Source organism: Hamadaea sp. NPDC051192 (genome assembly GCF_040682475.1).
In the GTDB taxonomy this organism is placed as follows: domain Bacteria; phylum Actinomycetota; class Actinomycetes; order Mycobacteriales; family Micromonosporaceae; genus Hamadaea; species Hamadaea flava.
In genome coordinates this window covers 196,852-222,132 of sequence record NZ_JBFBAZ010000001.1, presented here as the reverse complement: position 1 = coordinate 222,132, position 25,281 = coordinate 196,852, and the positions used below count along the sequence as shown (strand labels likewise).

The following is a 25,281-nucleotide window of genomic DNA, read 5'->3' as shown; positions in this document are numbered from 1 at the left end:
GGCCGGGGGGCGAGCAGCCGGTAGGCGGCGAGGGTAAGGGCGGCGGGGGCGGGGGGATGCAGAGATACAACAGCGCGCCGCCACGAGGTGGCAGGCGCGCTATCAGGTTCTTCGGCCCGGGTCGATCAGGCCATCGCCGTCTCGGCGAGACGGAGGAACTCGTCGTTCTCGCTCCCGGCGACCGCAGCGGCCAGCCGATCGTTCTCCGCCCGCAGGCGAGTGTTCTCGAACTCCAGCGAGTTCACCCGGGCACGCAACTTGGTGACCTCGTCCAGAAGGCGCCGGTCTGGTGCCATCGTGACGTGGCCAAAGAGGGCCTTCGCCATTTCATCTCCTTGTTCTGCGCCACCGGTATGCCGGTCGACACGCGCCCATTTGTCTCGCGGCAGCCGGCCCACGGCGCATGTGGGTGGACACGGTTAGGGCGCGATACGGCGTCGGATTCCATACTCCGCCGATCGGGAGTCGGAGTCAAGCTGCGCCACCCCGTGAGACCCGTTACGCCCTCATCCCGATCTGTCGTGATCTGACACATCGTCTGGGTTGCCCCTGTCCAGCCGTCCGGATAGCTTCGGCGAGTGCACCCCTCCCCCAACAGGCCGATGCACCGGGCTCCGAGCAGGTCACCGCTGCCTTTGGTGCTCGCCTTACTGCTCGCCGCGGCCCTGATCGTCGGGCTTTTCGCCGCCGTCGCGCACTTCGCCCCCAACTTCTCGCCCTCATCGGCATCGGGCGATCCCGGCGTCAATGTCTCATCCTCCGCCTCCGGGTCCCCTGAGCCGGTGGCGACCGTCTCAGGTTCGCCCAGCCCAGTGACCCCCTCGGGGAGTACGTCCCCGGCCTCCGCCTCGCCGAAGCCGTCGCCCACCAAGGCGTCCCCGACCGCGCTGGACAAGATCACGTCGGTCGAGAACAAGGTCTTCGACCTGGTGAACGCCGAACGGGTGAAGGCCGGCTGCGGCAAGCTGCGCAACGACTCCCGCCTGCACAAAGCGGCCCGCTCCTACAGCGCGCTGATGGCGGAGAAGAACTTCTTCAGCCATACCGGCCCGGACGGATCGTCCTTCGTCGACCGGATCGCGGCGACGGGCTACCCGCGCAACGCGGCCGGCGCCGAGAACATCGCGTACGGGTATGCGGACGCGGCGGCCGTGATGAAGGGCTGGATGAACAGCGAGGGGCACCGGGCCAACATCCTCAACTGCGATCTCAAGGCGATCGGCGTCGGGTTGGCATACCGGAAGTCGACACCGTACTGGACGCAGGACTTCGGACGGCAGTAGCACCGCCGGGGCCGCCGTCAACAGGCCTGTCAATTCAGCGACAGTCTCGACTCAAACGGGCAAATCGTTGACGACGGTGTGGGCAGACACCTGACGATCTACGCGCATCCGGTCGCCGGACCCGTCAACGCCGGCGTCCCGCTGGGGTACCTCGACCTCGCCTTCGGCGCGCGTCCGGTCGAGTCGGTCAAGGCCGAACTCGACGAGTGGGGCGCGCAGGCCGTCGGCGGCCTCTTCTTCGACCAAGTCCCGACCAGCCCGTTCTCGATCGGCCCGGTCGCGATGGCCGTACGCGCGGCGCGCCGGTTGGGCTTCGACACGATCCTGCTCAATCCGGGCCGCCCGACGGACAGCCTCTATCGGGGGCTCGGCGCCATCATCTGCACCTTCGAAGGCGACTGGATCGATTACCAGTCCGGCACCGAGGACGGCGTACGCCCCGGTGACGGGCATGTCGTCCACGGCATCCCGGGCGAGAACATGGAGCAGTGCCTGGAGCTGATGCGGGGACGGGGCGCGGCCTGGGGCGTCGCGACGTCGGCCGGCTGCCTCGTTCCGGCGCTGGCCACCGCGTGAGGCAGCGCAGCGGTGAAGAAGATCGTCAAGGTTCTGGCGCTGGGCTCGGCCATCGTCGTCATCTTCATGGTGATCGGCCGCGCCCGGCCTGACCTGCGCGAGTTCAACCCCGACGAGTACGCCCCGGACGAGGTCGCCGTCTTCGACGCGTTCGGGGCCAGTCCCGAAGTGGTGAAAGACGTGCTCGCCGCTGGGCGTACCCCTGTCTGTTATGTGCAGGGACCGGACGTGGACCGCGCGAAGAAAGCCTGCCGGGACAAGGGTTTCGAGCTGTACGTCACCGCACAGTGACCCGGGGCTGAAAGCGCTACTGGCGGCTCGGGCGAGCCCTCCCCGGCGGCTGGCAGCGGGGGCAGCTGAACGAGCTGCGGTTCATGAACGACTCCCGCCGGATCGCGGCCCCGCAGCGCGAGCACGGCTCCCCTTCCCGGCCGTACGCGTTGAGCGACCGGTCGAAGTAGCCGCTCTCGCCGTTGACGTTGACGTAGAGGGCGTCGAAGCTCGTGCCGCCCGCGACCATGGCCTCGGCCATGACGTCCCGGCAGTGGCCGAGGAGGGCGAGCGCGGCGGCCTGGCTGAGCCGGTCGGTGGGCCGCGCGCCGTGGAGCTTGGCCCGCCAGAGCGCCTCGTCGGCGTAGATGTTGCCGACGCCGGAGATCAGAGTCTGGTCGAGCAGCGCGCGCTTGACCTCGGTCTTGCGGGCCCGCAGCGCCGCGGCGACCACAGCGTCGCGGTACGCGGCGTCGAACGGGTCGAGGGCGATGTGCGCGATCTCGTCCGGCAGCTCAGCGCCGCCCCGGGACAGGGCGAGCCCGCCGAACGTCCGCTGGTCGACGAACCGCAGCTCGGATTCGCCGTCCTCGAAGCGGAACCGGATGCGCAGGTGCTTCTCGTCCTCGGCGCCCGGCGGCTGCACGAGGAGCTGGCCGGACATCCCGAGGTGGCCGACGACGGCGTCCCCGCTGTCGAGCGGCAGCCACAGGTACTTGCCACGGCGCCGCGCACCGAGAACCTTGACGCCGCGCAGGGCCGCCGTGAAGTCGTCCGCGCCGGCGATGTGCCGCCGGATCGCGCGTGGATGAAGCACCTCGGCCGCGGCGACCGTCCGGCCGGTGACCCAGCGCTCGATGCCCTGGCGGACGGTCTCGACCTCAGGCAGCTCCGGCATCGGACCCCTCCGCCTCGGGATGACTCTGGTCCACCGCGCGATTGCTCAGCACGAGGAACGCCTCTTCGGCCGAGCGCTGCTCGGCCTCCTTCTTCGTCCGGCCCCGGGAGCCGCCGAACCGCTCGCCGCCGACGACGGCCCAGGCGGTGAACGCCTTCGCGTGGTCCGGGCCCTCCTCGGTGACCTCGTACTCCGGCACGCCCCAGCCGTTCATCGCGGTCAGCTCCTGCAGGCTGGTCTTCCAGTCCAGGCCGACGCCCTTGCGGGCGGACTCGCTCATCAGCGGGTCGAAGAGCTTGAGGATGACCGAGGTGGCGGTCTCGATGCCGTGCTCGATGTAGATCGCGCCCAGCACCGCCTCCAGCGCGTCGGCGAGGATCGAGTCCTTGTCCCGGCCGCCGGTGCCCTCTTCGCCCTTGCCCAGCAACAGGTACGCGCCGAGGCCGTACGGGCTGAGCGTCCGGGAGACGCTGGCCAGGGCTCGCGAGTTCACGACGCTGGCCCGCAGTTTGGCCAGCCGCCCTTCGGCCAGGTCCGGATGGTCGCGGAAGAGGGCGTCGGTGACGACCACGCCCAGGACGGCGTCGCCGAGGAACTCCAGCCGCTCGTTGGTGGGAATGCCGCCGTTCTCGTACGCGTACGACCGGTGGGTGAGCGCTAGCTCCAGGAGCGGTTCCTCGAGCGTGATGCCGAGGGCTTCCTCCAGATGCGACAGTGCTGGACGCTTCTTCACCGGTTGCCCTCCTGCTCCTGCTCGGCCCGGACGTCTCGCTCGGCCCGGATGCGCTGCCCCGCGCGGGTGTGCTCGGCCCGGCCGTCCCGGCGGCTCCGCGCCAGCCGGGCCGCCTCGGCGATCCCTGAAGCCAGGTCGCCGTCGTCGGCCGCGCCGTGGCAGACCACGACCACGCCGGGCACCCCCAGCATCACCGCCGCGCGGGCCATCCCGTGCGACGCTCCGTCCACTCCCACTGTCGCCAGGCGGTACGCGCCTTCGATCCCTTTGAGCAGCACATTACCGGTGAAGCCATCGGTGACCACGACATCGGCCCGGTCGCCGAGGAGAACGTCGTCGCCTTCGACCAGGCCGACGAAGCCGTCCGTCGCCGCGAACGCCTTCTCGGCGGCGCGGCGTACGCGGTCTCCCTTGCCCGGCTCACGGCCGACGGAGAGCAGCCCGATCCGGGGACGGGCCTGTCCAGTGTGCTGCGACCAGTACGCCGTCCCGAGGCCCGCGTGGGTCTGGAGCACCGCGACGGTGCAGTCCATCGAGCCTCCGACGTCGAGGAGCAGTGTCTCCTGACCTGGCCGGACGGTCGGCAACCACGCCGCCAGCGGCGGTTTGCGTACGCCGGACGACCGGCCCAGGGCCAGCACGGCGGCGGTGACCGTGGCGCCGGAGGAGCCCGCGGAGACCATGGCGTCGGCGGCTCCGACCGCCACGGCGTGCGCGGCGGCGCGGATGCTCGTCTCGCGGGAAGCCGCGCGTACCGGGGGATCGGCCATGGCGACGGCACCCGAGACGGCGTGAAGTTCGACCCGCTCGCGATCGGCGGGAGACAGGGCGCGGATCACCGCGTCGGCCGCATCGGGCGGGCCGACCAGGATCAGGCGCAGACCCGGATCGACGGCCAGTGCCTGAAGAGCGCCGCCCACCACGACGGCGGGAGCATCGTCCCCGCCGAGGAGGTCGACGGCGATCTTGACAGGCCCTGACGACGCGTCACCGGCCGGCCCGTTGTCCACGGACCGACCGGCGCGAAGATCGTCTTTCCGGGTGACCTTGAGCGTCACCGGAAAGGCTGTCAGACCGAGAGGACCTGACGGCCGTTGTAGGTGCCGCAGACGGTGCAGGCACCGTGCGGGAGCTTCGGCGACTTGCACTGCGGGCAGGCGACGGTCGCGACAGCGGAGACCTTCCACTGCGCCCGGCGGTGACGGGTGTTGCTGCGCGACATCTTCCGCTTCGGGACAGCCACGGTAGTTACTCCTCAGTGCTCACGGTCAGGTTGCTCAGGGCCGCCCAGCGCGGGTCGACCTGCTCGTGGGTATGACCCTCGGGCAGTTCGTCCCAATGCACCCCGCAGTCGGGGCACAGTCCCGGGCAGTCTTGCTCGCAGAGCGGGTTGACCGGCAGTGCGAGCACCACCGCATCCCGCAGCGCCGGTTCCAGGTCGAACAGGTCGTCCTGAAGCCGGCCGATCTCGTCCTCGTCCGTCGTCTCGTCCGTCGCGGAGTCCGGGTACGCGTAAAGCTCCTGGATCCGCACGGTGATCTCGTCGGTGATCGGGCGCAGGCACCGGCCGCACTCGCCCTCCAGGGCACCGTGTGCGGTGCCGGAGACGAGCACGCCCTCGGAGACGGACTCCATCCTCAGATCGAGGGTGAGGTCGCCGCCTTCCGGCACGCCGATCAGTTCCAAGCCGAGGTCCGCCGGTGCGGGAACGACCAGTTTCAGGGCACGCATCGCCCCCGGGCGGCGCGGCAGCTCCCTCGCATCGAGGACAAGCGGCGCCCGGGCATCGAGGTGCTTCGGCTGATGATCACGCATAGTTAAGACTCCGGCCTAGGTGAGGCCGACGTAGAAGATTACCTGGGCGGCCGGGTCGACGTCCAACTGGGGGTTGGACCTCACAGGGGTCAGAGGGACGGAAGCGGACGTTCGTCCTCACCGGGGACGAACTGCCCGATCTCGCGCAGCGCGTGCATCTTGTCCCGCCCGCGCTCGATCGACGCCAGCGCCCGGGTCAGGAACTGCTCGAAGTTGGCCAGTGCGGTGTCGACGTAGTCGTCGACCTCTTCCCGCAGGCGCTGCGCCTCGGCGCGGGCCTCGGAGATGATCCGGTTGCCCTCGTGCTCGGCCGAGACGGTGATCTCGTGCATCGCGACGAGCCGGTGATGCTCCCGCTCGCCCTCGTTGATGATCCGGTCCGCCTCGCGCTGGCCGGCGTCCAGGATGTTGTCGCGTTCCTCCAGGAGCGCCGCTGCTTTACGCAGCTCGGCGGGAAGATCCGCGCGCAGCTCGTCGAGCACGCCGATCATCTCTCCGCGGTCGACCATGCAGTTGCGCGACATGGGCACCGACCGAGCGCTCTCCACCATGGCGATGATCTCATCGATGCGGTCGAGCGGGTCCACCGAACACTCCTCGTTAGTTGCAGTCGTAGCTGATCCATCATGCGTCGTCTCCGCCATGGATGGGCCGACCGGACGTCCGGCCGCGTGTCGCACGAACGGCCGGGGCGTGTCGCGTCCCGTTTCGTCCGTGATGCACGGTTCAGCTGCTGAATCGGCCGTTACGGGGCCGATCGTCGGGCGACCTAGTGAGCCGGTCGCCGTTGGGCCGGTCGCCGTCGGGCCGGTCGCCGTCGGGCCGGTCGCCGTCGGGCCGGTCGCTGGGGCCGGTCGCTATGGGGCCGGTCGCAGTTTGGCGACGAGACGCTCCTCGACCGCCTTCGGGACGTATTGAGAGACGTCCCCGCCGAGCTTGCAGACCTGCTTCACCAAGCTCGACGCGATGAACGAGTAGAGCGGGTTGGTCGGCATGAACAAGGTCTCGACGCCCGAGAGCCCGATGTTCATCTGCGCCATCTGCAACTCGTAGTCGAAGTCGCTGACCGCGCGCAGGCCCTTGACCACGACCTGCGCGCCCTGCTCGCGGCAGAAGTCCACCAGCAGCCCATGGAAGCCCACGATCCGCAGGTTGGGCGTACTCGCGGTCGCCTCCCGCAGCATCGCGATCCGCTCGTCCACGGTGAACACCGCCGACTTCGACGCGTTGATCAGGACTCCGACGATGACCTCGTCGAAGAGCCGGGCCGACCGGACGATGATGTCCAGATGCCCGTTCGTCATCGGGTCGAACGAACCGGGACAGACTGCACGCCTCATTGCGCTATTCCTTCTGCTGCCGCGTTTACCCCTCGGTCGGCGCGACCGTACCAAAGAGTCGTCTCACCGTAACGGCGTGACCGCTCTCCGGTGATGTGATGCACCCACGGCGGCTCCGGCGACCGCCGGGCGCGCTCGATGACGATCAGGGCGTCGTCGGCCAGCCAGCCCTGCCCGGCCAGCCCGTCGAGGACCGTCTTCAGCTCGTCCTCCCCGATGGCGTACGGGGGATCGGCGAAGACGACGTCGAAGGGACCGCCCGGCGGCGGCCCAGCGACGGCCGCGCTCACCTTCACCGTGAGCAGTTCGGCCGCCGACCCGACACTCAGGGCGGTGAGGTTCGCGCGGATCACCCGGGCAGCCTTCGGGTCGGACTCGACCAGCAACGCGTACGCGGCTCCGCGGGACAACGCCTCCAGGCCGATCGCGCCGGATCCGGCGTACAGGTCGGCGAACCGCAGTCCTTCCAGGTCACCGCCGTGCTCACTGGTCAGGGAGGAGAACAGCGCCTCGCGTACGCGGTCGGCGGTGGGCCGGGTGTTCGGTCCGGCCAGAGTGGTCAGCCGCCGACCGCCGTAGATCCCCGCCACGATTCTGGTCACCCTCTGACGCTACGCGATGTCCGAAAGTAGGAGATGACGTAACGACGTGATGTCGATATCGTTGGCCGACTTTTGTCGTGGATCTCCGGCGCTGGCACCCATTCGGGGAGGCCGTGCCCAACCCCTGGAGAACGGATGACCCCCCACACCTCCGTCCGGCGTGCCCTCGTGGCCGTGGCGGGCGTGGCCTTCGCGCTGCTCGGCGCGGGCCAGGCGCTCGCCTCTGGCCCGGTGCAGACCGGCGACGATCACCACAAGAACCAATTCGTCCTCGAAGGATCCGCCGCGCAGTGCGACACCAGCACCGGCAAATGGCGGGTCACCTGGACCCTCACGAACAAGTGGAACCGGGACGCGACCATCACCGAGGTCCAGTCGGACCCGGCCGGCGACGTGACGGTCGGCGACCCCGCCGTGCCGCTCGCGGGCGCGGTCGTCCCGCAGAAGGACCGCAACGTCAATGGCCAGCTGACCGCGACGCAGCTCGTCGCCGGCGACGCGAAGTCGGCGAAGCTCTCCTTCACCGTGGTCTGGTCCAAGGAGCACGGCAAGCCGAACGACGGTGTGACCGACAAGGTCGGCGAGACCGTCCGGCTGAAGGGCGAGTGCAAGCCGACCGAGCAGTGCGTCAAGGCGGACGCCGCCAAGTACACGCACACCTTCGAGGTCACCGGCTCCACCGCGAGCTCGACCATCAAGCTCGCCGGCGAGCTGCCGCTGTGCTCCGGCCAATCGCAGTCCTTCCTGCTGGTCTCGTACTACGCGCCGTCCTCCTCGGCGACCTGGCCGCAGTACAAGTACGACTCCGTCGTGGGCGTCATCGACGCCGAGCACCCGACCGCCGACCTGAAGGTCAACGTTCCGGCCTGTTACACGCAGGTCGACCTGGTCTGGGGCGACAAGCTCATCAACCCGATGGTGGCCAACGGCGAGCGGTACAACGACCGCAAGCTCGGCTCGTCCGGCGCGCCCGGCAACCGGTCGAAGGGCCCGCAGGCCTGGTTCAACGGCGGTTCGAAGGCCTGTGTCACCCCCGAGGCGACCATGGTCTCGGCCTGTGACGGCACGGTGACCGTCCACCTCGCCAACTCCGGCAAGGACGCCAAGTACGACGCGCCGTTCAAGGTCGTCGCCGGCCTCGACGGCTCGTTCGTCAAGGAGGTCACGGTCCAGCCGGGCAAGTCCGTCGACGTCGTCGTGCCCGCGGACAAGTCCGGGAAGATCTCGGTCAGCTCCGGCAAGGACTTCGTCGCCGAGGGCATGTGGCAGCCCGGCCACTGCACCCCGCCGACCGTGTCCAGCGAGTCCACCTGCGACAAGTTCACCGTCTCGGTGAGCAACCCGGAGGGCAACCTCGCCGCCGACGCCGTCGTCACCTACGGCTCGGAGAGCAAGAAGCTCACGGTCGAGCCCGGCAAGACGGAGACGGTCACGTTCACCCCCGGTGACGCGACCGAGGCCACGGTGAGCTTCCCCGACTTCGACAAGGAAGTCACCGTCACCTACGTGAAGCCGACCGAGTGCGCCGGCGGTACGCCGTCGCCGTCCCCGTCGGCCAGCTCGCCGGGCGTACCGGGGTCGACGACCCCGTCGCCGAGCACCTCGACCTCGACCCCGGGCCTGCCGGTCACGGGTGTCCAGGTCGGCCTGATCGCCGGAGTCGCGGCGCTGCTGCTGGGCGGCGGCGCGGTGCTCCTGATGATGGCGCGCCGGCGGAAGCTGACCGAGATCGAGTAACAGCTCTATGACTGAAGGCGCCGCGATCCCGAGGGGACGCGGCGCCTTCGGCGTATCCGGGGCTCGGCGGCTCACCCTTTTTCGAGGTACTCCGCCCGGTCGTCCGAGACGAGAGCGGCGATCGAGGCCGCCAGCTGAGGATGCTTGGCCAGCTCGGGATCGCCCGTCAGCAATTGCTCGGCCGTCGCCCGCGCGTCGCCGATCATGTCGGCGTCCCGCAACAACGACAGGACCTTGAGATGCGAACGGCGACCGGACTGGGCCGCACCCAGCACGTCGCCCTCACGCCGCTGCTCCAGGTCGATCTCGGCCAGCCGGAAACCGTCGGTGGTGGACGCCACGGCGTCGAGCCGTTCCCGCGCCGGGCTGCCCTCGATCGCCTCGGTCACCAGCAGGCACAAGCCGGGCGCCGACCCCCGGCCGACCCGGCCGCGCAGCTGATGCAGCTGGGAGACGCCGAACCGGTCGGCGTCGAGGATCACCATCATCGTGGCGTTGGGCACGTCGACGCCGACCTCGATGACGGTGGTCGCGATCAGCACGTCGAGGTCGCCCGCCGAGAACGCGCGCATCACCGCGTCCTTCTCGTCCGCGGCCAGCCTTCCGTGCAGCACACCGATCCGCAGGCCCTTCAACGGCCCCTCTGCCAGCAGCGGAGCCACCTCGGTGACGGCGATCGGGGGGCGGCGGCCGTCGTCCTCCGCGCCCGTCGGCTCCGCGTCCTCCTCCGCAGCCGACTCCCCGATCCGCGGGCACACCACGTACGCCTGATGCCCCTTGCCGACCTCTTCGACCATCCGCCGCCAAGCCCGATCGAGGTACGCGGGCTTCTCCGCGGCGGGCACCACATGCGACGCGATCGGCGACCGGCCGCCCGGCAGCTGGGCCAGCGTGGAGACCTCCAGATCGCCGAAGACCGTCATCGCGACCGTCCGCGGAATCGGAGTGGCCGTCATGACGAGCACATGCGGCGGCTGCCCGGCCTTGGCGCGCAACGCGTCCCGCTGCTCGACGCCGAACCGGTGCTGCTCGTCGACCACGACCAGGCCGAGGTCGGCGAAGTCGATGCCGTCGTAGAGCAACGCGTGCGTCCCGACCACCAGACCGGCCCGGCCGTCGGCGATCTCGGCGAGCGCCTGCCGCCGGGCGGCGGCGGGCAGCGAGCCGGTCACCAGGACGATCCGGGTCCCGTCCAGGTCGCCGTCGAGTTCCCCGGCCCGGCCCAGCGGACCGAGCAGCTTGTGCATCGACCGGTGATGCTGCGAGGCCAGCACTTCGGTCGGGGCGAGTAGAACGGCTTGGCCGCCCGCGTCGACGACCTGCAACATGGCCCGTAACGCCACCATCGTCTTGCCCGCGCCGACCTCGCCCTGCAACAGGCGGTGCATCGGATGAGCCGCCGAGATCCCTTCCGACAGCTCCTCGCCGACCGTCTGCTGCCCCTCGGTCAGGGTGAACGGCAACTGGGCGTCGAACCGCTCCAGGAGACCGCCTGACCGGGGCGGACGGGGCACTGCGGGCGACTGCTCGGCGCGTACGCGTCGTTGCACCAGCGTCAGCTGGACGGCGAACGCCTCGTCCCAGGCCAGCCGCTTCTTCGCCGTCGCCAGCGAACCCTGCGACTCGGGGCGGTGGATCTGCCGGAGCGCGGTCGGCAGGTCGACGAGCCTGCGCTCGACCCGGATCTCGCTCGGCATCGGATCCTCGGTGAGCCGCACCGTGTCCAGAACGACGCGTACGCACTTGGCGATGACCCAGGTCGGCAACGCCTTCGCCGCCGGGTAGATCGGGATGAACGCCCCGGCGAACTCCTCCACCTCGGCCTCGGCCGCCAACGCGACCTCGCCGGGATCGGCCCCGTCGTCACCGAGCAGCACGTATTCGGGATGGGCGAGCTGACGCTCCCCCCGGAACTCGCTGACCTTGCCGGCGAACAGACCCCACCGGCCGGGGCGCAGATCCTTCTCCCGCCAGGCCTGGTTGAAGAAGGCCAGCTTGATCCGGCCGCCCGCGTCGTCGCCGACCACCACATCGAGGATGTTGCCCCGGCGGTCGCGCATCCGGCGCTGGTTGGTCGTCAGCACCTGGCCGAGGATGGTCACCTCCTCGCCGACCTCCAGCGATCGGATCGCGGTGTGCTCGCCGCGCTGGTCGTATCGCCGCGGCAGGTGGTAGAGCAGGTCGCCCGCGGTCTCCAGACCGAGATGGCTGGACAGGGCCTTCGCCGTCTTCTCCCCCACCAGCTTCTTCAGGGGCGTCGCCAGCTCGGGCGCGGTCACCGTGGTCATGCGATCACCATCCTTCGGCGGGCGCACAGGCGTGGCGGGTCATTCGACGCCCACGATCAGCGGGTAGTGCGGCTGCCCGCCCGACAGGCATTGGACCTCGGCGAACGGCCAGGCCGTCGCGAGGTGGCCGACGAGCGCCGCCGCCAGCTCGTCGGGCGCGTCCGCTCCGATCAGGAGCGTGACCAGCTCGCCGCCGCCGCCCAGCAACCGGTCCAGCAGATCCTGGCAGACCTGCCCGAGATCCGTGCCGATCACATGCACCTCGCCCTCGACGAGCGCGATCACGTCACCCGGGCGGCATGGCCCGGCCACTGTCAACGCTTCCCGGGCGGCCTTGGTGACCTGGGCGTAGCGGCACTTGCCGGCGGCCTCCGCCATGGCGATGACGTCGTCCTCGAACCGGCGGCCGGAGTCGCGCACGGCCAGCGCCGCGATCGCCTGCACCGGCGACTTCGTCGGCACCACCCGGACCTTGATGCCCTCGTGGTACGCCTCCCCGGCGGCCACCGTCGCGACGGCCTGGGTATCGGGGTCGTTGGGCAGCACCACCACCCGTCCGGCCGCCGCCCGGCGGATCGCCGCCAGCAGCTCGGCCGGGGACGGGTTGGCGCCCACCGTCACCGTCTGCTCGGCCTGGAAGAGGTCCTCGAGCCCGTCGCCGGCCGCGACCACGACGACTCCGCGCGCCTCCGGGTCCAGACACTGCCGCCCGGCGACCTGCTTCGTGAGGTCGGTCACGCCGATCTGGTAGGGCCGGCCCGCCCGGACGCCCGCCTCGATGGCCGCGCCGACGTCGGCCACGTGCACGTGCACCCGCCAGGTGTCCGGCCCGCCGACCACGACGAGGGAGTCGCCGAGCCGGTCGAGTGTGCCCCGCAACCGCTCCACCGCCGGCTCCGGCGCGTCGAGGAGGTATTGCACCTCGTAACCGAATTGGCCGACCGCTTCCTCGGTCGCGGCCGTCGCCGAGTTGATCACCGCCGCGCCGGTGACCTCGGGCAGGTGGCTCTCCTCGCCGGTGACCTCGCCCCGCAAGGCGTCCAGGATCACCACCAGACCGCGACCGCCCGCGTCGACCACGCCGGCCGCGGCGAGCGCGGGGAGCTGCTCGGTCGTCTGCGCCAACGCCCGGACCGCCTTGCCGAGCGCGGCCCCGACGACGTCGGCGAGCGACCCGGCCCGCAGCGCGACGTCGCGCGCCGCCTGAGCCGCCGCGTCGGCGACGCTGAGGATGGTGCCCTCCACGGGGCGGGCGACCGCGGCCCGCGCCGCCTTCGCGCCCTCGCCGAGCCCGGCCGCGACCGCGCCCGGCGAGCCGTCCGCGATGAGGTCGGCGATCCCCCGCAACAGCTGCGCCAGGATGACTCCGGAGTTGCCCCGGGCTCCCATCAACGCGCCGCGCGCCAGCAGCCCGGCGGCCTCCGACGTCGGGGCCGAAGCCGTCTCGTCGGAGTGCACCGCCAGCTCGTCCCGGGCGGCGACCATCGTCAGGTGCATGTTCGTCCCGGTGTCGCCGTCCGGCACCGGATAGACGTTGAGCTGGTCGATCTCCGCCCGATGACGGCCGAGCGCGGTCACCGCCCGCTCGGCGAAGCGCCGCACCGCCGCCGCGTCCAAAACCTCCAGCACGACGCCCAGCCTAGTCGTGACTCCCGACACCCACCCGGCTGCGCGCCCGGCGCACTACGCTAAGCTCTCCCGGTTGCCGGGCGGCCCGATTGGGTGTGTCCGGGTCCGGTCAGGTATCCTGGCCAGGTTGCCCGCTGACGCGGGTCCAGATCCGTCCCCGCTCACCGCGGGGTTTATCCACCTCAGGAGTATCCCGTGGCAAGCGTGTGCGACGTCTGTGGCAAGGGGCCGGGCTTCGGCCACAACGTGTCCCACTCGCACCGGCGGACCAACCGTCGTTGGAACCCCAACATCCAGACGGTTCGCACCCCGGCCGGTGGCGGGACGACCCGCAAGGTCAACGCGTGCACCTCGTGCATCAAGGCCGGCAAGGTCGTCCGGGGCTGATTCCAGCCTGAGCTTCGGCAAAGGCCGCTCGTCGTCGACGGGCGGTCTTTCCGCGTACCCGGGAACCGGTCGGCCCGCGCCACTCGGCCACCCTCGCCACTCGGCCACCCTCGCCACTCGGCAACCCTCGCCACTCGGCCGCCCGCCGCGTTGATCATGGAGTTCGCACCCTCGACACGCCGCCGACACCACAGTTAACTCCATGATCAACGGGGAGAGGTGTGGGAGGGGCGGGCGGCGACGGGGAGAGGTGAGGGAGGGGGGCGGTGGGGAGGGGGCGGGCGGCGGCGGGGAGAGGTGTGGGAGGGGGCGGCGACGGGGAGAGGTGTGGGCGGGAGGGTGGGGTTAGAGGTCGCGGGCCATGCTGACCACGCCGGACTCGTCCTTGTAGAAGCCGTAGTGCTCGGTGTCGGCGTACCCGAGCTTGGCGTAGAGCGCGATCGCCTCGGGCTGCCGGTCGCCCGTCTCCAGGATCATCCGCTTCCGGCCGTGCTCGCGGGCGTTCTCCTCGACCGCCGCCACCAGCGCGCTGGCGACGCCCCGGTTCCGCGCCGCGGGCGCGCAGTAGAGCCGCTTCAGCTCGGCGATCTCCTCGCTCTCGCCGTGACTGCGCCAGCCCGCGCACCCGACGGCCTCCCCCGACAGGTACGCGACCAGGAAACCGCCGTCGGGCGGATCGAACTCCATCGCCTCCACCGGAGCGCCGTCGCTGGAGCCGTAACGCTCCTCCTGATCGGCGTAGATCGCCTGGACGAGACGCTGGGCGACGGGCGAGCCGTAGCGAACGGGACGAATCTGAAGATCACTCACGAGCGTGAGAGTAGATCAAGAGCCGCTGCGGGTGAAGTGGTCCCAGCCCCGTGGTCCGACCCAATCCCGGCCGTCGACGGTGACCCCCTCGCCCCGGCTCACCTTGCCGACGATCAGCCAACCCGGCGGCAGCGACGCGTGCGACGGGAACGTCGCGGCCAGGGCGTGATCCTCCCCGCCGGCCAGAATCCATTGGTACGGGTCGACGCCCAGCGCCCGGGCGGCGTCCCGCAGCTGCTGAGGCAGCCCGAACGCGTCCTTCGTCACGTCGATGTGCACCTCGCTGGCCTTCGCGATGTGCCCGAGATCGGCCAGCAGCCCGTCGGAGACGTCGATCATGCTGGTCGCGCCCGCGATCGCGGCGGCGGGACCGGCCCGATAGTCGACCTCCGGCCGCCGGTACGCGTCGACGAGGATCTTCGGCGTCCGGAACCCCCGCGACAGGACGGTGTACCCGGCAGCGGCGCAGCCGACCCGCCCCGCCAAGGCCACTACGTCACCCGGGCTCGCCCCACTGCGTACCACTGGATCTCGCCCTTGGAGATCGCCGAGTGCCGTAACCACGATCGTGAGCAGCGCGGAGGAGGTCGTGTCCCCACCCACCACGCTGGCGCCGACGAGGCCGGCCTCGTCCGCGACGCCCTCGGCGAACTCCTCGGCCCACTGGACCGGCAGGTCGCCCGGCGCGCAGAGGGCCACCAGCAGTGCGGTCGGCACCGCGCCCATCGCCGCGACGTCGGCGAGATTCGCGGCGGCGGCCCGGTGCCCCACGTCGGCCGCGTCACACCAGTCCCGGCGGAAATGCCGGCCCTCGACGAGCGCGTCCGTGCAGGCCACGACGCGGCCGTCCGGCGCCGCGACGATCGCGGCGTCGTCCCCGGGGCCCAGCAGACTGATCTCGCCCTGGGGCAGGCGCGCCGTCATTCGATCGATGAGACCGAACTCTCCTGTGCCGTTTAACCGGACACCGGAAGAAACACGTCTGTCACGTGCGGTAGCTTCAACGTCGTGGTCCACGCCTACATCCTGATTCAGACCGAGGTCGGTCGGGCTCGCGACGTGGCCGCCGAGATCGAGAAGATCCCGGGTGTGGTCCGCGTCGACGCGGTCACCGGTCCGTACGACGTCGTCGTGCTCACCGAAAGCCCCAACGTCGACGAACTCGGCCGGTTGATTATCAGTAAAGTGCAGGCCGTGCCCGGCATCACCCGTACCCTGACCTGCTCGGTGGTCAAGCTTTGAGCCCACGCCTCCTCGCGGCCCTCGTCGCCGTGCCGGTCGCGCTGCTGACCGGCGCGGTCGTGTTCGCCATGGGCATGCCCGGCAACACTTCCGAACAGCCCAACGCGACGGCGACCGGTCCGGTGACCGTCGCCGACCGGCAACTGGGCGAACGAGCCACCGTCGTCTGCCGCGCGCTGGTCGCCAAGCTGCCCGATCGCGTACGCACCGCCGCCCGTCGCCCCGTCACCGCCGGGTCGGAGCAGAACGCGGCGTACGGCGATCCCGCGCTCGTCGTGTCGTGCGGCGTGCCGGCGCCGAGCTTCCCCAGCACCGACGACGTCTGGCTGCTCAACGGAGTCTGCTGGCACGCCACCGAGGACTCCGGCTCGACCGTCTGGCAGACCGTCGATCGGGAGATCCCGGTGCAGGTCAGTGTCCCCGGCGCGAAGGACGGCTCGTCGCAGTGGGTGATCGGGCTGACCACCGCCATCGGGTCCACCGTACCGAGCGCCTCGACCACGCCCAGTGGGTGTACCACCGCGGCCGTGCCGACGGCGTCGATCTCGGCTGCCGCCGGGTCCTGACCGCGCGCCTTCGAACCCGGTCGAAACTGCGCTGCGGGGATGATCACGCCGTGAGCAGCGGGTAGGGTCAGCGGCGTGAGTGAGACGCCCCGGAAGACCCGGGTCGCCGTGATCTTCGGCGGCCGTAGCACCGAGCACGCCATCTCCGCCGTCAGCGCGGGCAGCATCCTGGCCGCGCTGGATCCGGCGGAGTACGAGGTGGTGCCGATCGGCATCACCCGCGAAGGGCGCTGGGTCCTCACCTCGGGCGATCCGTCGCAGCTGTCCATCGCGGCGGCGGACGGCCGGGCGCGGCTACCCGAGATCACCGCCGAATCCGGCCACCAGATCATCCTGCCCGGCGACCCGACCGGCTCCGACCTCGTCATGGCCTCCCGGGGGGAACTGACCACGTTGGAGCCCAGCCACGGCTCGACCGCGCTGGCCGACATCGACGTGGTCTTCCCGGCGCTGCACGGGGCGTACGGGGAGGACGGCACGATCCAGGGTCTGCTGGAGATGGCCGGAATCCCCTACGTGGGCGCGAACGTCTTCGCGTCGGCGGCGGCGATGGACAAGGAGTTCACCAAGAAGCTCGCTCTGGTCGACGGCATCCCGGTCGGCCCGTACGCCGTCCTCCGCGCCGGTCAGTCGCTGACCGAACAGGACAAGGAGCGGCTGGGACTGCCAGTCTTCGTCAAGCCGTCCCGAGCCGGGTCCAGCTTCGGCATCACCCGGGTCAACGACTGGGCCGACCTCGACACCGCGATCGCCACCGCGCGCGCCATCGACCCCAAGGTTCTCGTCGAAGCCGCGATCTTCGGCCGCGAGATCGAATGCGGTGTGCTGGAAGGCGAGTTCGGCGGGGCGCCGGAGGCGTCGACGCTGGCCGAGGTCCACGTCAGCCAGGACCACGTCTTCTACGACTTCGAGGCGAAGTACCTCGAGGACGCCACGACCTTCGACATCCCCGCCGACCTGCCGCCGCACGTGACGGCCCGCATCCAGGAGTTGGCGAGGCGTACGTTCAGCGCGCTCGACTGCGCCGGCCTGGCTCGGGTGGACTTCTTCGTGGCGAACGACGGCGAGGTCTACCTCAACGAGATCAACACCATGCCGGGGTTCACGCCGACGAGCATGTTCCCCCGGATGTGGGCGGCCAGCGGAGTGGACTACCCCAAGCTGGTCACCCGGTTGGTGCGTACCGCCCTGCGCCGGGGCACCGGCCTGCACTGAGCGGCTCGTTGATCATCGTCTCGCGGGATCGATCAGGGACTAGTGGACACGACACGCCGGTCGATCACGACCGGTAGTTCATGATCACGCGGAAAGACCCCGGTCACGCGGGCAGGGCCGAGGTGAAGTCGGCCAGCAGGTCGTCGGTGTCCTCGATGCCGCAGGACAGCCGGACGAATCCGGGCGTGGTCCGGTCGCCCCACTGTTCCCGCCGGTCGGCGGTCGTGTGGAGGCCGCCGAAGCTGGTCGCGGCGGTCACCAGTTTCGACGCCCGGAGGAAGTCGGCGACGGCGGCGGCTGAGGGCAGGGTGAAGCCGATGATGCCGGGGATTCGGCGCATCTGCCGCGTCGCGACGGCGTACGAGGGGTCGGTGGGCAGGCCGGGCCAGCGCACGCCGGTCACCGCCGGATGTTCGAGGAGGAACGTCGCCAGCGCGCGGGCGTTCGCGGTCTGCTGCCGCAACCGCAGGTCGAGTGTGGACAGCGAGCGCCGGGCCAGCCAGGCGTCGAACGGGCTCGGAATCGCGCCGCCGAGGGTACGCCAGGAGGCCATGGCCTCGTAGCGCGCCGCCGAGCGCGTCGAGACGTAGCCCAGCAGCAGGTCGGAGTGCCCGCTGAGGGCCTTGGTCCCGGAGGCGACCGAGATGTCCGCGCCCAGGTCCAGGGGGCGCTGGCCCAAGGGCGTCGCGGCCGTGTTGTCGACCGCGACGAGCGTGCCGGCCGCGTGCGCCGCCGCGCTGACCTCGGCGATGTCGACGACGTCCAGCGACGGGTTCGCGGGCGATTCCAGCAGCACGAGGCGTACGCCGTCGAAGGACGGATAGGGCCCGGCGGTGGGCGCCTCGACCACGCTGATCCCGGACGACGTGAGGAACGACGACGCGAACGTACGCACGTTGTAGTACCCGTCGGCGGGCAGCATCACGGTGTCGCCGGGACGCAGGACCGTCATGAGCACGGCTGAGACGGCTGCCTGGCCGCTGGGGAAGGCGAGGGTGTCCCCACCTTCCAGATCGGCGATCGCGGCCTCCAGTACGCGTCTGGTCGGGTTGTCGCCCCGTCCGTAGCCGTCGGTGCCGGGTTCGTACCCGTCTGGGGGCAGTGCGTACGGGGCGGCGAAGACCGGCCCCGGCTGCAGCGGATCGCCGGGCGACAGCGCCGGCACGCCGGCGTGGACGCAGCGGGTGGAGTCGCCGAGTGTGCTCATGGCGCGAGACTAACGCCCCTCACCCCCGCCGAGGACCGCTGACAGGGGTGATCTTGAACAGAAAACGTCGCCCCGGCGACGGCGACCGTTCAAGATCCAAAACCGAAGGATCCAGAGCGCGACTACTCCGCCTTGACCTCACGAGTCATCAGCGACCGGACGGCCACCCGCGGATCGAGTCCTTCGTGGCAGACCCGCTCGACCTGTTCGGTGATCGGCATCTCGACTCCGTGGGCGCGGGCCAGGTCCCGGATGGACAGGCAGCTCTTCACGCCTTCCACGGTGTACTTGGCCGCCTCTTGGGCCTGTTCCAGGGTCATGCCCCGGCCGAGGTACTCGCCGAAGGTGTGGTTGCGCGACAACGGGGACGAGCACGTCGCCACCAGGTCGCCCAGCCCGGCCAGGCCGGAGAAGGTGAGCGGGTCCGCGCCGAGCGCGACGCCGAGGCGGGCGGTCTCGGCCAGTCCCCGGGTGATGAGGGAGGCACGGGTGTTGTCGCCCATGCCCATCGCCTGCGCCATCCCGTACGCCAAGGCGATGACGTTCTTGACGGCCCCGCCGAGTTCACAGCCGACCACGTCGTCGTTGGTGTAAGGCCGGAAGTAGGGCGTGAACACGGCCTTCTGCACGCGGGCGGCCCGGTCGATGTCCTCGCAGGCGACGACGGTGGCGGTCGGCTGCTCGGCGGCGATCTCGGGGGCGAGGTTGGGCCCGGTGACGACCGCGACCCGGTCCGGCTTGACCCCGGTGACCTCGACGATGACCTGGCTCATCCGCAGGGTCGTGCCGAGTTCGACGCCCTTCATCAGCGAGACGACCGTCGAATCGGAGTCCAGGTGCGGCCCGACCGACCCCAGCACCGACCGCAACGTCTGGGACGGCACCGACAGGACCACGAGCTCGGCGTCCCGCAACGCCTCGAAGACGTCGGTGGTGGCCGTGACCCGAGAGCCGATCTGGCCCTCCATGTAGCCCGGATTCACGCCGGTGGCGGCGATCGCCGAGACGACGGAGGACCGGCGGGCCCACAGGACCACGTCGTTCCCGGCGTCGTTCAGGACCTTGGCGAACGTGGTGCCCCAGGATCCGGCACCCAGGACGGCGGCTCTCACGCCTGCCCCTTTCCAGCGCGAGAAGGGATGTAGATGGGCGGCGGCGTCTCGCCCCGCATCTCGCCGACCAGCTCGCGGATGCGGTTCATGATCTCGTCGGTCATCTCGTCCAGCACCGCCCGGGTGGGTTCGGCGTCGGCCCACTCGCTCAGATCGACCGGTGGACCGGCCCAGACCGACACCGGCACGCGGCTCAGCCGGAACTTCTTCGTTCGGGGATCGAAGAGCCGCTGCGCGCCGTCCTGTGCCACCGGGATGACCGGCGCGCCGGTGGCCAGCGCCAGCCGGGCCACCCCGGTCTTGCCCTTCATCGGCCAGAGGTCGGGCTCGCGGGTCGTCGTGCCCTCGGGGTAGATCACGACGCAGTCGCCCGCGTGCACGGCCGAGATCGCCGCGTCGAGCGCCTTGCCGGCGTCGACCGTGCCGCGGAACACCGGGATCTGACGGCACCAGTGGAGGATCTTGCCGGCCACCGGGATGCGGAACACGCTTTCCTTGGCGAGGAACTCCGGCCAGCGTCCGCTGTCGTAGACGTAGTGGGCGGCGGTGAACGGATCGGCGTGCGAGACGTGGTTGAACGCGAGGATGACCCCGCCGGTCGCCGGAATGTGCTCGAACCCTCGCCAGTCGCGCCGGGACAGCGCCGCCATCAGGGGCTTCACCAAGATCACCGCGAATCGCGGCCAGAATCCCAGTTTGCGCACGCCTCCGCCTTTCCCGCACCCGTCGAGGAGTCATCATGCCTGCCCGACCGGGGCGGCGGCCAGTCAGACTGGCAAGATGCTGCCGGTGGGATGGTCGCTGCTCGTGCCGCTCAAGGCACTGCCGGGGGCGAAGACCAGGCTGCGCGGCGCGCTCGCCGGAGTGGGTCACGAACGACTCGTCGTGGCTCTCGCTCTTTCGACGGTACGCGCAGCGCAGCGCGCCGAAGGCGTAGCGGAGGTCGTCGTGGTGACCGGGGATGAGCGGCTCCGCCGCGAGCTGACGCCGTTGGGCGTACGGTTCGCCGACGACGCCGGGTCGCTCAACGGTTCCCTCGTGGCGGCGGCCGAAGCCCGAGCCGGTCGGCCCGTCGCCGCCCTGACCGGGGACGTCCCGGCGCTGCGCCCGGTCGAATTGGCGGAGGCGCTGGCGCTGGCCGAGGTCCGGTCGTTCGTCCCGGACCTGCCCGGCGACGGCACCGTCCTGCTCGCCGCCCCCGCCGGTGCGACGCTGCGCCCCTTGTTCGGCCCCGATTCGGCGGCCGCGCACGCGCGCTCCGGAGCCAACCGGCTCGACGGACTGTGGCCGACCCTTCGCCGCGACGTGGACACCCCGGCCGATCTGGCAGATGCCGTAGACCTGGGTTGGATCCCCGATCTCTCCTAGGGCCTGCCGCTCGGATCTCGCGAGTCGGTGGCGGTGTCCAGGCGGCGACTCGGCTAGCTTGATCTTCGCCGTCAGGCTGGTTGTCCTGCCGGCGAAGATCAAGCGACGCCGATCGTCGTCTGGGCCCGCCAACGGCCGCGAACGATCCGAGCGACAGGCCCTACGCTTGAGGCATGCCACGCACGGCCGCTGCGGTCCTGCGACGGGCTGCCGACGGCTGCGCCGACCGGCTGCTCGCCGCGCAGCCGGTGATTCGCGCGGACAGCCTGATGCCGGACGGCGACACCCCGGTGCATAACGCCCGGGTGGCCTGCCGCCGGCTGCGTTCCGATGTGCGTACCTTCCGGAGACTGCTGGACGAACCGTGGACCCGGCGCGTGCGGGCGAATCTGAAATGGCTCGCGGATCTGCTGGGGGCGGCCCGCGACGCGGAGGTCCTGCGGGCCCGGCTGCGCGAGACCGCGTCGCCGGGGAGCCACTGGGACGAGCCGCCAGGAGGGCGGCCGGCCCTGGCCGTGGGCGCGTTCGACGAGGCGCTCCGGGAGCGGGCGGTGAGCGCCCGCGCGGACCTGTTGGTGGCATTGGACAGCGCACGCTTCCCGCTGCTGGTGGCGATGCTGGGCGAGCCCGGGTTCCGGGGCCGGGCCCGGCGACCGGCCGCCGACGTCCTGCCCGCGCTGGCGGACGTCCAGGTGTGGAAGTACGAGGACGCCGTGGCCGACCTGACCGACGAGGCGCCGGACGAGCAGTGGCACGAGGTCCGCATCCTGGCCAAGCGCGCCCGGTACGCCGTGGACCTGGCCGGTCGCCGCCGGGAGGCCAAGCAGTTGGCCAAGGTGCAGAGCCTGCTCGGCGAGCACCAGGACGCAGTGGTGGCCGCCGAGGCCTGGCGCGAGCTGAGCTCGGCCGACCCGGAGACCGCCCTGCGCCTGATCGAACGGGAACGCGCCGCCGCCGAACGGGCGCGGGCCGCCTTCCTCGCCACGCCGTCGATCCCCGGTCGGTAGGCTGACCCCATGCAGGGCACCGTTTCGGAGTTCGATCCGCAGACCCGTGCCGGAGCGGTGCTGCTCGACGACGGCACCGAGGTCCGGTTCTCACCGGCCGCGTTCGCCGCGGGCGGGCTGCGGCTGCTGCGCCTCGGGCAGCGGCTCCGGCTGGAACACGACGAAGCCGGCGAGGTCGTGCGCGTGACGTTACCCACGCTGCCCTGAGCCGAGTTGTGGGAAGTTCACCTTCGCGTCACCTGGGCCTGGCAAGAATGAGTAGGTGAGCTCCTCCGCACCAGTCGCCACCCCCGCCGCCGACCTGCCCGAGGATCGGTTCCTCAACCGCGAGCTGTCCTGGCTCGATTTCAACGCCCGCGTCCTCGCCCTCGGCGAGGATCCCGCCACCCCGCTGCTGGAACGGGCGAAGTTCCTCGCCATCTTCGCGACCAACCTCGACGAGTTCTTCATGGTCCGCTTCGCCGCGCTGCAACGGCGCTGGCAGACCGGCCTGCCGCTGCGGGGGGCCGACCGCAAGCCGGCCGCGCGGCAGCAGCTCGACCTGGTGACGTCGCGGGCCGCCGAGCTGGTGGCCCGGCACGCCGCGTGCTTCGAGGAACACGTACGCCCGGAGCTGGAGAACGCCGGGATCGTGGTCGAACGGTGGAGCAAGCTCTCCGAGGAGGAGCAGGCGCGGCTCCACGAGTACTTCCTGGAGCACCTGTTCCCGGTGCTGACCCCGCTCGCGGTCGACCCGGCGCACCCGTTCCCGTACATCTCGGGGCTGTCGCTCAACCTCGCCGTGGTCATCCGCGACCCCGACGGCGGCCCCGACCTGTTCGCCCGGGTGAAGGTCCCGGCGAACGTCCCCCGGTTCACCGGGCTCGGCCACGGGCGCTACATCGCGGTCGAGGAGCTGATCGCGGTCCACCTCGACCGGCTGTTCCCCGGCATGTCCATCGTGGAGCATCACCTGTTCCGGGTGACCCGCAACGCCGAGGTCGAGATCGAGGAGGACCGGGACGAGGACCTGCTGCAGGCGCTGGAACGGGAACTGGCCCGGCGGCGCTTCGGTCCCCCGGTACGCCTGGAGGTCGCCGAGGGGATCAGCCCGGACGTCCTGGAGACCCTGGTCCGGGAACTCGACATGGACGAGCGCGACGTGTATCGCGTACCGGGGTTGCCGGATCTGTCTGCGCTGTGGCAGATCTACGAGGAAGCGGATCGACCGGAGTTGAAGGAACCGAGCTTCGTCCCGCCGACGCATCCCCGCCTGCGCGACGGCGAACGCAGCATCTTCTCGGTCATCCGGGACGGCGACATCCTGGTGCACCACCCGTACCACTCGTTCTCGACGAGCGTGCAGCGGTTCATCGAGCAGGCCGCGGCCGACCCCCACGTGCTGGCCATCAAGCAGACCCTCTACCGGACCAGCGGCGACTCCCCCATCGTGGACGCGCTCGTGGACGCGGCCGAGGCCGGCAAGCAGGTCGTCGTGGTGGTCGAGGTGAAGGCCCGGTTCGACGAGTGGGCCAACATCGGCTGGGCCCGGACCTTGGAGCGCGCCGGCTGCCACGTGGTCTACGGGCTGGTCGGATTGAAGACACACGCGAAGATCGCCCTCGTCGTCCGGGAGGAGGGCGCGATCCTGCGCCGCTATTGCCACGTCGGGACCGGCAACTACCACCCGAAGACGGCTCGGCTCTACGAGGACTTCGGCCTGCTGACGGCCGCGCCGGAGGTGGGCGAGGACGTCACGGAGCTGTTCAACCGCCTCACCGGTTACGGGCGGCCGCCGTCGTACCGGCGGCTCCTGGTCGCGCCGGAAGGCGTCCGATCCGGTCTCCTGGAGCTGATCGAGGGCCAGGCTCGGCGTGGTCGCCGGGGACTGGTGCAGATGAAGGTGAACTCACTCGTCGACGAGGACGTCGTGGACGCCCTGTACGCCGCCTCCCGGGCCGGAACGCAGGTGGATCTGGTCGTCCGCGGCATGTGCACCCTGCGGCCCGGCGTACGCGGCCTGTCGGATCGCATCCGGGTGCGCTCGGTGCTGGGCCGGTTCCTGGAGCATTCCCGGGTCTTCCGCTTCGGCCAGGGCGCGGTGGCCCAGTGGTGGCTGGGCTCCGCCGACGTCATGCGCCGCAACCTCGACCAACGGGTGGAGGCGCTCGTCCGGGTCACCGATCCGGTCTCGGTCCAGCAGCTCAGCTCGATGATGGAGCTGTACCTCACCGACGAGTCCGGCGGGTTCGATCTCGCCCCGGACGGGGTGTGGCATCGGCGTACCGGCCTGGATCCGCAGAAGTTGCTGCTCACCGGGGCGACCGCCCAGAACACCTGACGGGTATGCGAACAGGCGCCCGTGGTCGCACGGGCGCCTGTCAGGTAGGGACTTGCTCAGCGTCGAGCAGCCTTCTTAGCCGGAGCCTTCTTGGCGGGCGCCTTCTTCGCCGTCGCCTTGGCAGCCGACTTCGCGGGGGCCTTCTTCGCCACAGTCGCCTTGGTCGCGGCCTTCTTGGCCGGAGCCTTCTTCGCCGCCACCGACTTCTTGGCGGGCGCCGACTTGGTCGTGGCCTTCTTCGCCGGAGCCGTCTTCTTGGCGGCGGCGGCCTTGGTCGCGGTCGCCTTCTTGGCGGGCGCCGCCTTCTTCGTAGCGGCCTTGACAGCAGTGGTCTTCTTGGCTGCCGCCGTCGCCGTGGTCTTCTTGGCGGCCGCGGTCTTCTTGGCCGCGGTGGTCGCCGTCTTCTTCGCGGCGGCGGGCTGCTTGCCGCTCGCCACCGCCTCCTTGAAGCCGGCGCCGGCGCGGAACGCCGGAACGGCCGTCTTCGGCACCTTCACCGCTTCGCCGGTGCGCGGGTTACGCGCCGTCCGGGCGGCCCGCTGCCGCTTCTCGAAGACACCGAATCCGGTCAGCGACACCTTGTCGCCCTTGGTGACAGCGGTTTCGATTTCGGCCAGAACGGCGTCCAGCGCGGCGGTTGCGGTCTTCTTATCCCCCAACCGGGCGGCCAGTGCCTCGATGAGCTCGGCCTTGTTCACGGTTCCCTCCCGAGTGTTTCCTTACTGGACTTTCAACCAGTCATTCTTCGCGCACGCTAAGCCCTGCCATACACATTTCCAAACACGTGACGGGTAAACGGCATTTGTGTCGCGCGTATGTCTCTAACTGGCAGTGTGCAACAAAAGTGAGGCCCGCGCTCGTTGAGCGCGGGCCTCA

The 25,281-nt window shown here is 70.6% G+C and carries 29 protein-coding genes; 12 read left to right on the top strand and 17 right to left on the bottom strand.

The features are described 5' to 3' along the window. Positions 1 to 125: 125 nt before the first annotated feature. A complete protein-coding gene (locus AB0M47_RS01070) occupies positions 126 to 326 on the bottom strand; it encodes a hypothetical protein (RefSeq protein WP_290861878.1) in 201 nt (66 codons plus the stop codon). Between the two features lie 456 nt (positions 327 to 782). Here AB0M47_RS01070 and AB0M47_RS01065 point away from each other — a divergent pair, with 456 nt between their 5' ends. The 3 genes from AB0M47_RS01065 (at position 783) to AB0M47_RS01055 (ending at position 2,150) form a co-directional block, all read left to right on the top strand. After that, positions 783 to 1,283: a CAP domain-containing protein gene (locus AB0M47_RS01065; protein ID WP_363406301.1), complete on the top strand. Its 501-nt coding sequence runs from the start codon at positions 783 to 785 to the stop codon at positions 1,281 to 1,283. 78 nt (positions 1,284 to 1,361) lie between these two features. After that, on the top strand, positions 1,362 to 1,859 hold the full coding sequence (locus AB0M47_RS01060) for a spherulation-specific family 4 protein (RefSeq protein ID WP_363406298.1): 498 nt from the start codon (positions 1,362 to 1,364) through the stop codon (positions 1,857 to 1,859). 12 nt (positions 1,860 to 1,871) lie between these two features. After that, positions 1,872 to 2,150: a hypothetical protein gene (locus AB0M47_RS01055; protein ID WP_363406295.1), complete on the top strand. Its 279-nt coding sequence runs from the start codon at positions 1,872 to 1,874 to the stop codon at positions 2,148 to 2,150. A 16-nt stretch (positions 2,151 to 2,166) separates the two neighbouring features. On the opposite strand, the gene mutM is transcribed toward AB0M47_RS01055, so the two are convergent. The 8 genes from mutM to rsmD form a co-directional block, all read right to left on the bottom strand. Next, the gene (mutM, locus tag AB0M47_RS01050) at positions 2,167 to 3,027 is read right to left on the bottom strand and encodes a bifunctional DNA-formamidopyrimidine glycosylase/DNA-(apurinic or apyrimidinic site) lyase (protein WP_363406292.1); all 861 of its coding nucleotides are present in this window, start codon (positions 3,025 to 3,027) and stop codon (positions 2,167 to 2,169) included. Further along, positions 3,011 to 3,760: a ribonuclease III gene (gene rnc / locus AB0M47_RS01045; RefSeq protein WP_363406289.1), complete on the bottom strand. Its 750-nt coding sequence runs from the start codon at positions 3,758 to 3,760 to the stop codon at positions 3,011 to 3,013. The genes mutM and rnc overlap by 17 nt, the downstream gene beginning before the upstream one ends. Further along, a complete protein-coding gene (locus tag AB0M47_RS01040) occupies positions 3,757 to 4,770 on the bottom strand; it encodes a phosphate acyltransferase PlsX (protein WP_363406286.1) in 1,014 nt (337 codons plus the stop codon). The genes rnc and AB0M47_RS01040 overlap by 4 nt, the downstream gene beginning before the upstream one ends. 59 nt (positions 4,771 to 4,829) lie before the next feature. Further along, positions 4,830 to 5,003 carry a 50S ribosomal protein L32 gene (gene rpmF / locus AB0M47_RS01035; protein WP_253757082.1) on the bottom strand — a complete coding sequence of 58 codons (174 nt, stop codon included), beginning with the start codon at positions 5,001 to 5,003 and terminating at the stop codon, positions 4,830 to 4,832. A gap of 5 nt (positions 5,004 to 5,008) precedes the next feature. Continuing rightward, the gene (locus AB0M47_RS01030) at positions 5,009 to 5,575 is read right to left on the bottom strand and encodes a DUF177 domain-containing protein (protein WP_253757084.1); all 567 of its coding nucleotides are present in this window, start codon (positions 5,573 to 5,575) and stop codon (positions 5,009 to 5,011) included. An 89-nt stretch (positions 5,576 to 5,664) separates the two neighbouring features. Continuing rightward, positions 5,665 to 6,162, bottom strand: a complete 498-nt coding sequence (locus AB0M47_RS01025) for a hypothetical protein (protein WP_253757086.1) — start codon at positions 6,160 to 6,162, stop codon at positions 5,665 to 5,667. Between the two features lie 270 nt (positions 6,163 to 6,432). After that, on the bottom strand, positions 6,433 to 6,915 hold the full coding sequence (gene coaD, locus AB0M47_RS01020) for a pantetheine-phosphate adenylyltransferase (RefSeq protein WP_363406281.1): 483 nt from the start codon (positions 6,913 to 6,915) through the stop codon (positions 6,433 to 6,435). Further along, positions 6,912 to 7,517 (bottom strand): 16S rRNA (guanine(966)-N(2))-methyltransferase RsmD, encoded by a 606-nt coding sequence (rsmD, locus tag AB0M47_RS01015; protein ID WP_363406278.1) that lies wholly within the window; start codon positions 7,515 to 7,517, stop codon positions 6,912 to 6,914. Before rsmD ends, coaD begins: the two co-directional genes overlap by 4 nt. 135 nt (positions 7,518 to 7,652) lie before the next feature. Between rsmD and AB0M47_RS01010 the strand changes: the two genes are divergently transcribed. Continuing rightward, positions 7,653 to 9,254: a cell wall anchor protein gene (locus AB0M47_RS01010; RefSeq protein ID WP_363406275.1), complete on the top strand. Its 1,602-nt coding sequence runs from the start codon at positions 7,653 to 7,655 to the stop codon at positions 9,252 to 9,254. Between the two features lie 71 nt (positions 9,255 to 9,325). Here the strand turns inward: AB0M47_RS01010 and recG are convergent, their stop codons facing one another. Together recG and AB0M47_RS01000 are read right to left on the bottom strand one after the other, a co-directional pair. Next, positions 9,326 to 11,542 (bottom strand): ATP-dependent DNA helicase RecG, encoded by a 2,217-nt coding sequence (gene recG / locus AB0M47_RS01005; protein WP_363406272.1) that lies wholly within the window; start codon positions 11,540 to 11,542, stop codon positions 9,326 to 9,328. Positions 11,543 to 11,581: 39 nt separating this feature from the next. Continuing rightward, positions 11,582 to 13,171: a DAK2 domain-containing protein gene (locus tag AB0M47_RS01000; protein ID WP_363406270.1), complete on the bottom strand. Its 1,590-nt coding sequence runs from the start codon at positions 13,169 to 13,171 to the stop codon at positions 11,582 to 11,584. A gap of 195 nt (positions 13,172 to 13,366) precedes the next feature. Between AB0M47_RS01000 and rpmB the strand changes: the two genes are divergently transcribed. Continuing rightward, positions 13,367 to 13,558, top strand: coding sequence for a 50S ribosomal protein L28 (gene rpmB / locus AB0M47_RS00995; RefSeq protein ID WP_253757098.1), 192 nt, complete (start codon positions 13,367 to 13,369; stop codon positions 13,556 to 13,558). A gap of 345 nt (positions 13,559 to 13,903) precedes the next feature. Here the strand turns inward: rpmB and AB0M47_RS00990 are convergent, their stop codons facing one another. After that, positions 13,904 to 14,368 carry a GNAT family N-acetyltransferase gene (locus AB0M47_RS00990; RefSeq protein ID WP_253757100.1) on the bottom strand — a complete coding sequence of 155 codons (465 nt, stop codon included), beginning with the start codon at positions 14,366 to 14,368 and terminating at the stop codon, positions 13,904 to 13,906. A 15-nt stretch (positions 14,369 to 14,383) separates the two neighbouring features. Continuing rightward, positions 14,384 to 15,385: a thiamine-phosphate kinase gene (locus AB0M47_RS00985; protein WP_363406265.1), complete on the bottom strand. Its 1,002-nt coding sequence runs from the start codon at positions 15,383 to 15,385 to the stop codon at positions 14,384 to 14,386. Between AB0M47_RS00985 and AB0M47_RS00980 the strand changes: the two genes are divergently transcribed. From AB0M47_RS00980 to AB0M47_RS00970, 3 genes are all read left to right on the top strand, one after another. Beyond that, on the top strand, positions 15,377 to 15,610 hold the full coding sequence (locus AB0M47_RS00980; RefSeq protein ID WP_363406262.1) for an Lrp/AsnC ligand binding domain-containing protein: 234 nt from the start codon (positions 15,377 to 15,379) through the stop codon (positions 15,608 to 15,610). The genes AB0M47_RS00985 and AB0M47_RS00980 overlap by 9 nt on opposite strands. Further along, on the top strand, positions 15,607 to 16,176 hold the full coding sequence (locus AB0M47_RS00975) for a DUF3515 domain-containing protein (RefSeq protein WP_363406259.1): 570 nt from the start codon (positions 15,607 to 15,609) through the stop codon (positions 16,174 to 16,176). The genes AB0M47_RS00980 and AB0M47_RS00975 overlap by 4 nt, the downstream gene beginning before the upstream one ends. A gap of 75 nt (positions 16,177 to 16,251) precedes the next feature. Continuing rightward, entirely contained in the window at positions 16,252 to 17,391 is a 1,140-nt protein-coding gene (locus AB0M47_RS00970; RefSeq protein ID WP_363406256.1) for a D-alanine--D-alanine ligase family protein, read from the top strand. A 103-nt stretch (positions 17,392 to 17,494) separates the two neighbouring features. Here the strand turns inward: AB0M47_RS00970 and AB0M47_RS00965 are convergent, their stop codons facing one another. From AB0M47_RS00965 to AB0M47_RS00955, 3 genes are all read right to left on the bottom strand, one after another. Further along, positions 17,495 to 18,598: a cystathionine gamma-lyase gene (locus AB0M47_RS00965; protein ID WP_363406253.1), complete on the bottom strand. Its 1,104-nt coding sequence runs from the start codon at positions 18,596 to 18,598 to the stop codon at positions 17,495 to 17,497. A gap of 122 nt (positions 18,599 to 18,720) precedes the next feature. Beyond that, the gene (locus tag AB0M47_RS00960; protein ID WP_363406250.1) at positions 18,721 to 19,710 is read right to left on the bottom strand and encodes an NAD(P)H-dependent glycerol-3-phosphate dehydrogenase; all 990 of its coding nucleotides are present in this window, start codon (positions 19,708 to 19,710) and stop codon (positions 18,721 to 18,723) included. Beyond that, the gene (locus AB0M47_RS00955; protein WP_363406416.1) at positions 19,707 to 20,360 is read right to left on the bottom strand and encodes a lysophospholipid acyltransferase family protein; all 654 of its coding nucleotides are present in this window, start codon (positions 20,358 to 20,360) and stop codon (positions 19,707 to 19,709) included. The genes AB0M47_RS00960 and AB0M47_RS00955 overlap by 4 nt, the downstream gene beginning before the upstream one ends. Positions 20,361 to 20,490: 130 nt before the next feature. On the opposite strand from AB0M47_RS00955, the gene cofC reads away from it, so the two are divergent. From cofC to AB0M47_RS00935, 4 genes are all read left to right on the top strand, one after another. Next, positions 20,491 to 21,078 carry a 2-phospho-L-lactate guanylyltransferase gene (gene cofC / locus AB0M47_RS00950; RefSeq protein WP_363406247.1) on the top strand — a complete coding sequence of 196 codons (588 nt, stop codon included), beginning with the start codon at positions 20,491 to 20,493 and terminating at the stop codon, positions 21,076 to 21,078. A gap of 173 nt (positions 21,079 to 21,251) precedes the next feature. Next, complete coding sequence (locus AB0M47_RS00945; protein ID WP_363406244.1) at positions 21,252 to 22,085, top strand: CHAD domain-containing protein; 834 nt, start codon at positions 21,252 to 21,254, stop codon at positions 22,083 to 22,085. A gap of 9 nt (positions 22,086 to 22,094) precedes the next feature. Continuing rightward, positions 22,095 to 22,292, top strand: coding sequence for a cold-shock protein (locus tag AB0M47_RS00940; RefSeq protein WP_363406241.1), 198 nt, complete (start codon positions 22,095 to 22,097; stop codon positions 22,290 to 22,292). Between the two features lie 55 nt (positions 22,293 to 22,347). After that, a complete protein-coding gene (locus AB0M47_RS00935; RefSeq protein WP_363406238.1) occupies positions 22,348 to 24,405 on the top strand; it encodes an RNA degradosome polyphosphate kinase in 2,058 nt (685 codons plus the stop codon). Between the two features lie 56 nt (positions 24,406 to 24,461). On the opposite strand, the gene AB0M47_RS00930 is transcribed toward AB0M47_RS00935, so the two are convergent. Next, on the bottom strand, positions 24,462 to 25,103 hold the full coding sequence (locus tag AB0M47_RS00930; protein WP_363406235.1) for an HU family DNA-binding protein: 642 nt from the start codon (positions 25,101 to 25,103) through the stop codon (positions 24,462 to 24,464). Positions 25,104 to 25,281: the final 178 nt, after the last annotated feature.

Excerpts from the sequence above, each read along its gene's own strand:
- AB0M47_RS01070 (WP_290861878.1), bottom strand. The coding sequence starts at position 326 with ATGGCGAAGGCCCTCTTTGGCCACGTCACGATGGCACCAGACCGGCGC.
- mutM (WP_363406292.1), bottom strand. The coding sequence starts at position 3,027 with ATGCCGGAGCTGCCTGAGGTCGAGACCGTCCGCCAGGGCATCGAGCGC.
- AB0M47_RS01030 (WP_253757084.1), bottom strand. The coding sequence starts at position 5,575 with ATGCGTGATCATCAGCCGAAGCACCTCGATGCCCGGGCGCCGCTTGTC.
- coaD (WP_363406281.1), bottom strand. The coding sequence starts at position 6,915 with ATGAGGCGTGCAGTCTGTCCCGGTTCGTTCGACCCGATGACGAACGGG.
- AB0M47_RS01010 (WP_363406275.1), top strand. The coding sequence starts at position 7,653 with ATGACCCCCCACACCTCCGTCCGGCGTGCCCTCGTGGCCGTGGCGGGC.
- recG (WP_363406272.1), bottom strand. The coding sequence starts at position 11,542 with ATGACCACGGTGACCGCGCCCGAGCTGGCGACGCCCCTGAAGAAGCTG.
- AB0M47_RS00965 (WP_363406253.1), bottom strand. The coding sequence starts at position 18,598 with ATGAGCACACTCGGCGACTCCACCCGCTGCGTCCACGCCGGCGTGCCG.
- AB0M47_RS00955 (WP_363406416.1), bottom strand. The coding sequence starts at position 20,360 with ATGGCGGCGCTGTCCCGGCGCGACTGGCGAGGGTTCGAGCACATTCCG.
- cofC (WP_363406247.1), top strand. The coding sequence starts at position 20,491 with ATGCTGCCGGTGGGATGGTCGCTGCTCGTGCCGCTCAAGGCACTGCCG.
- AB0M47_RS00945 (WP_363406244.1), top strand. The coding sequence starts at position 21,252 with ATGCCACGCACGGCCGCTGCGGTCCTGCGACGGGCTGCCGACGGCTGC.
- AB0M47_RS00940 (WP_363406241.1), top strand. The coding sequence starts at position 22,095 with ATGCAGGGCACCGTTTCGGAGTTCGATCCGCAGACCCGTGCCGGAGCG.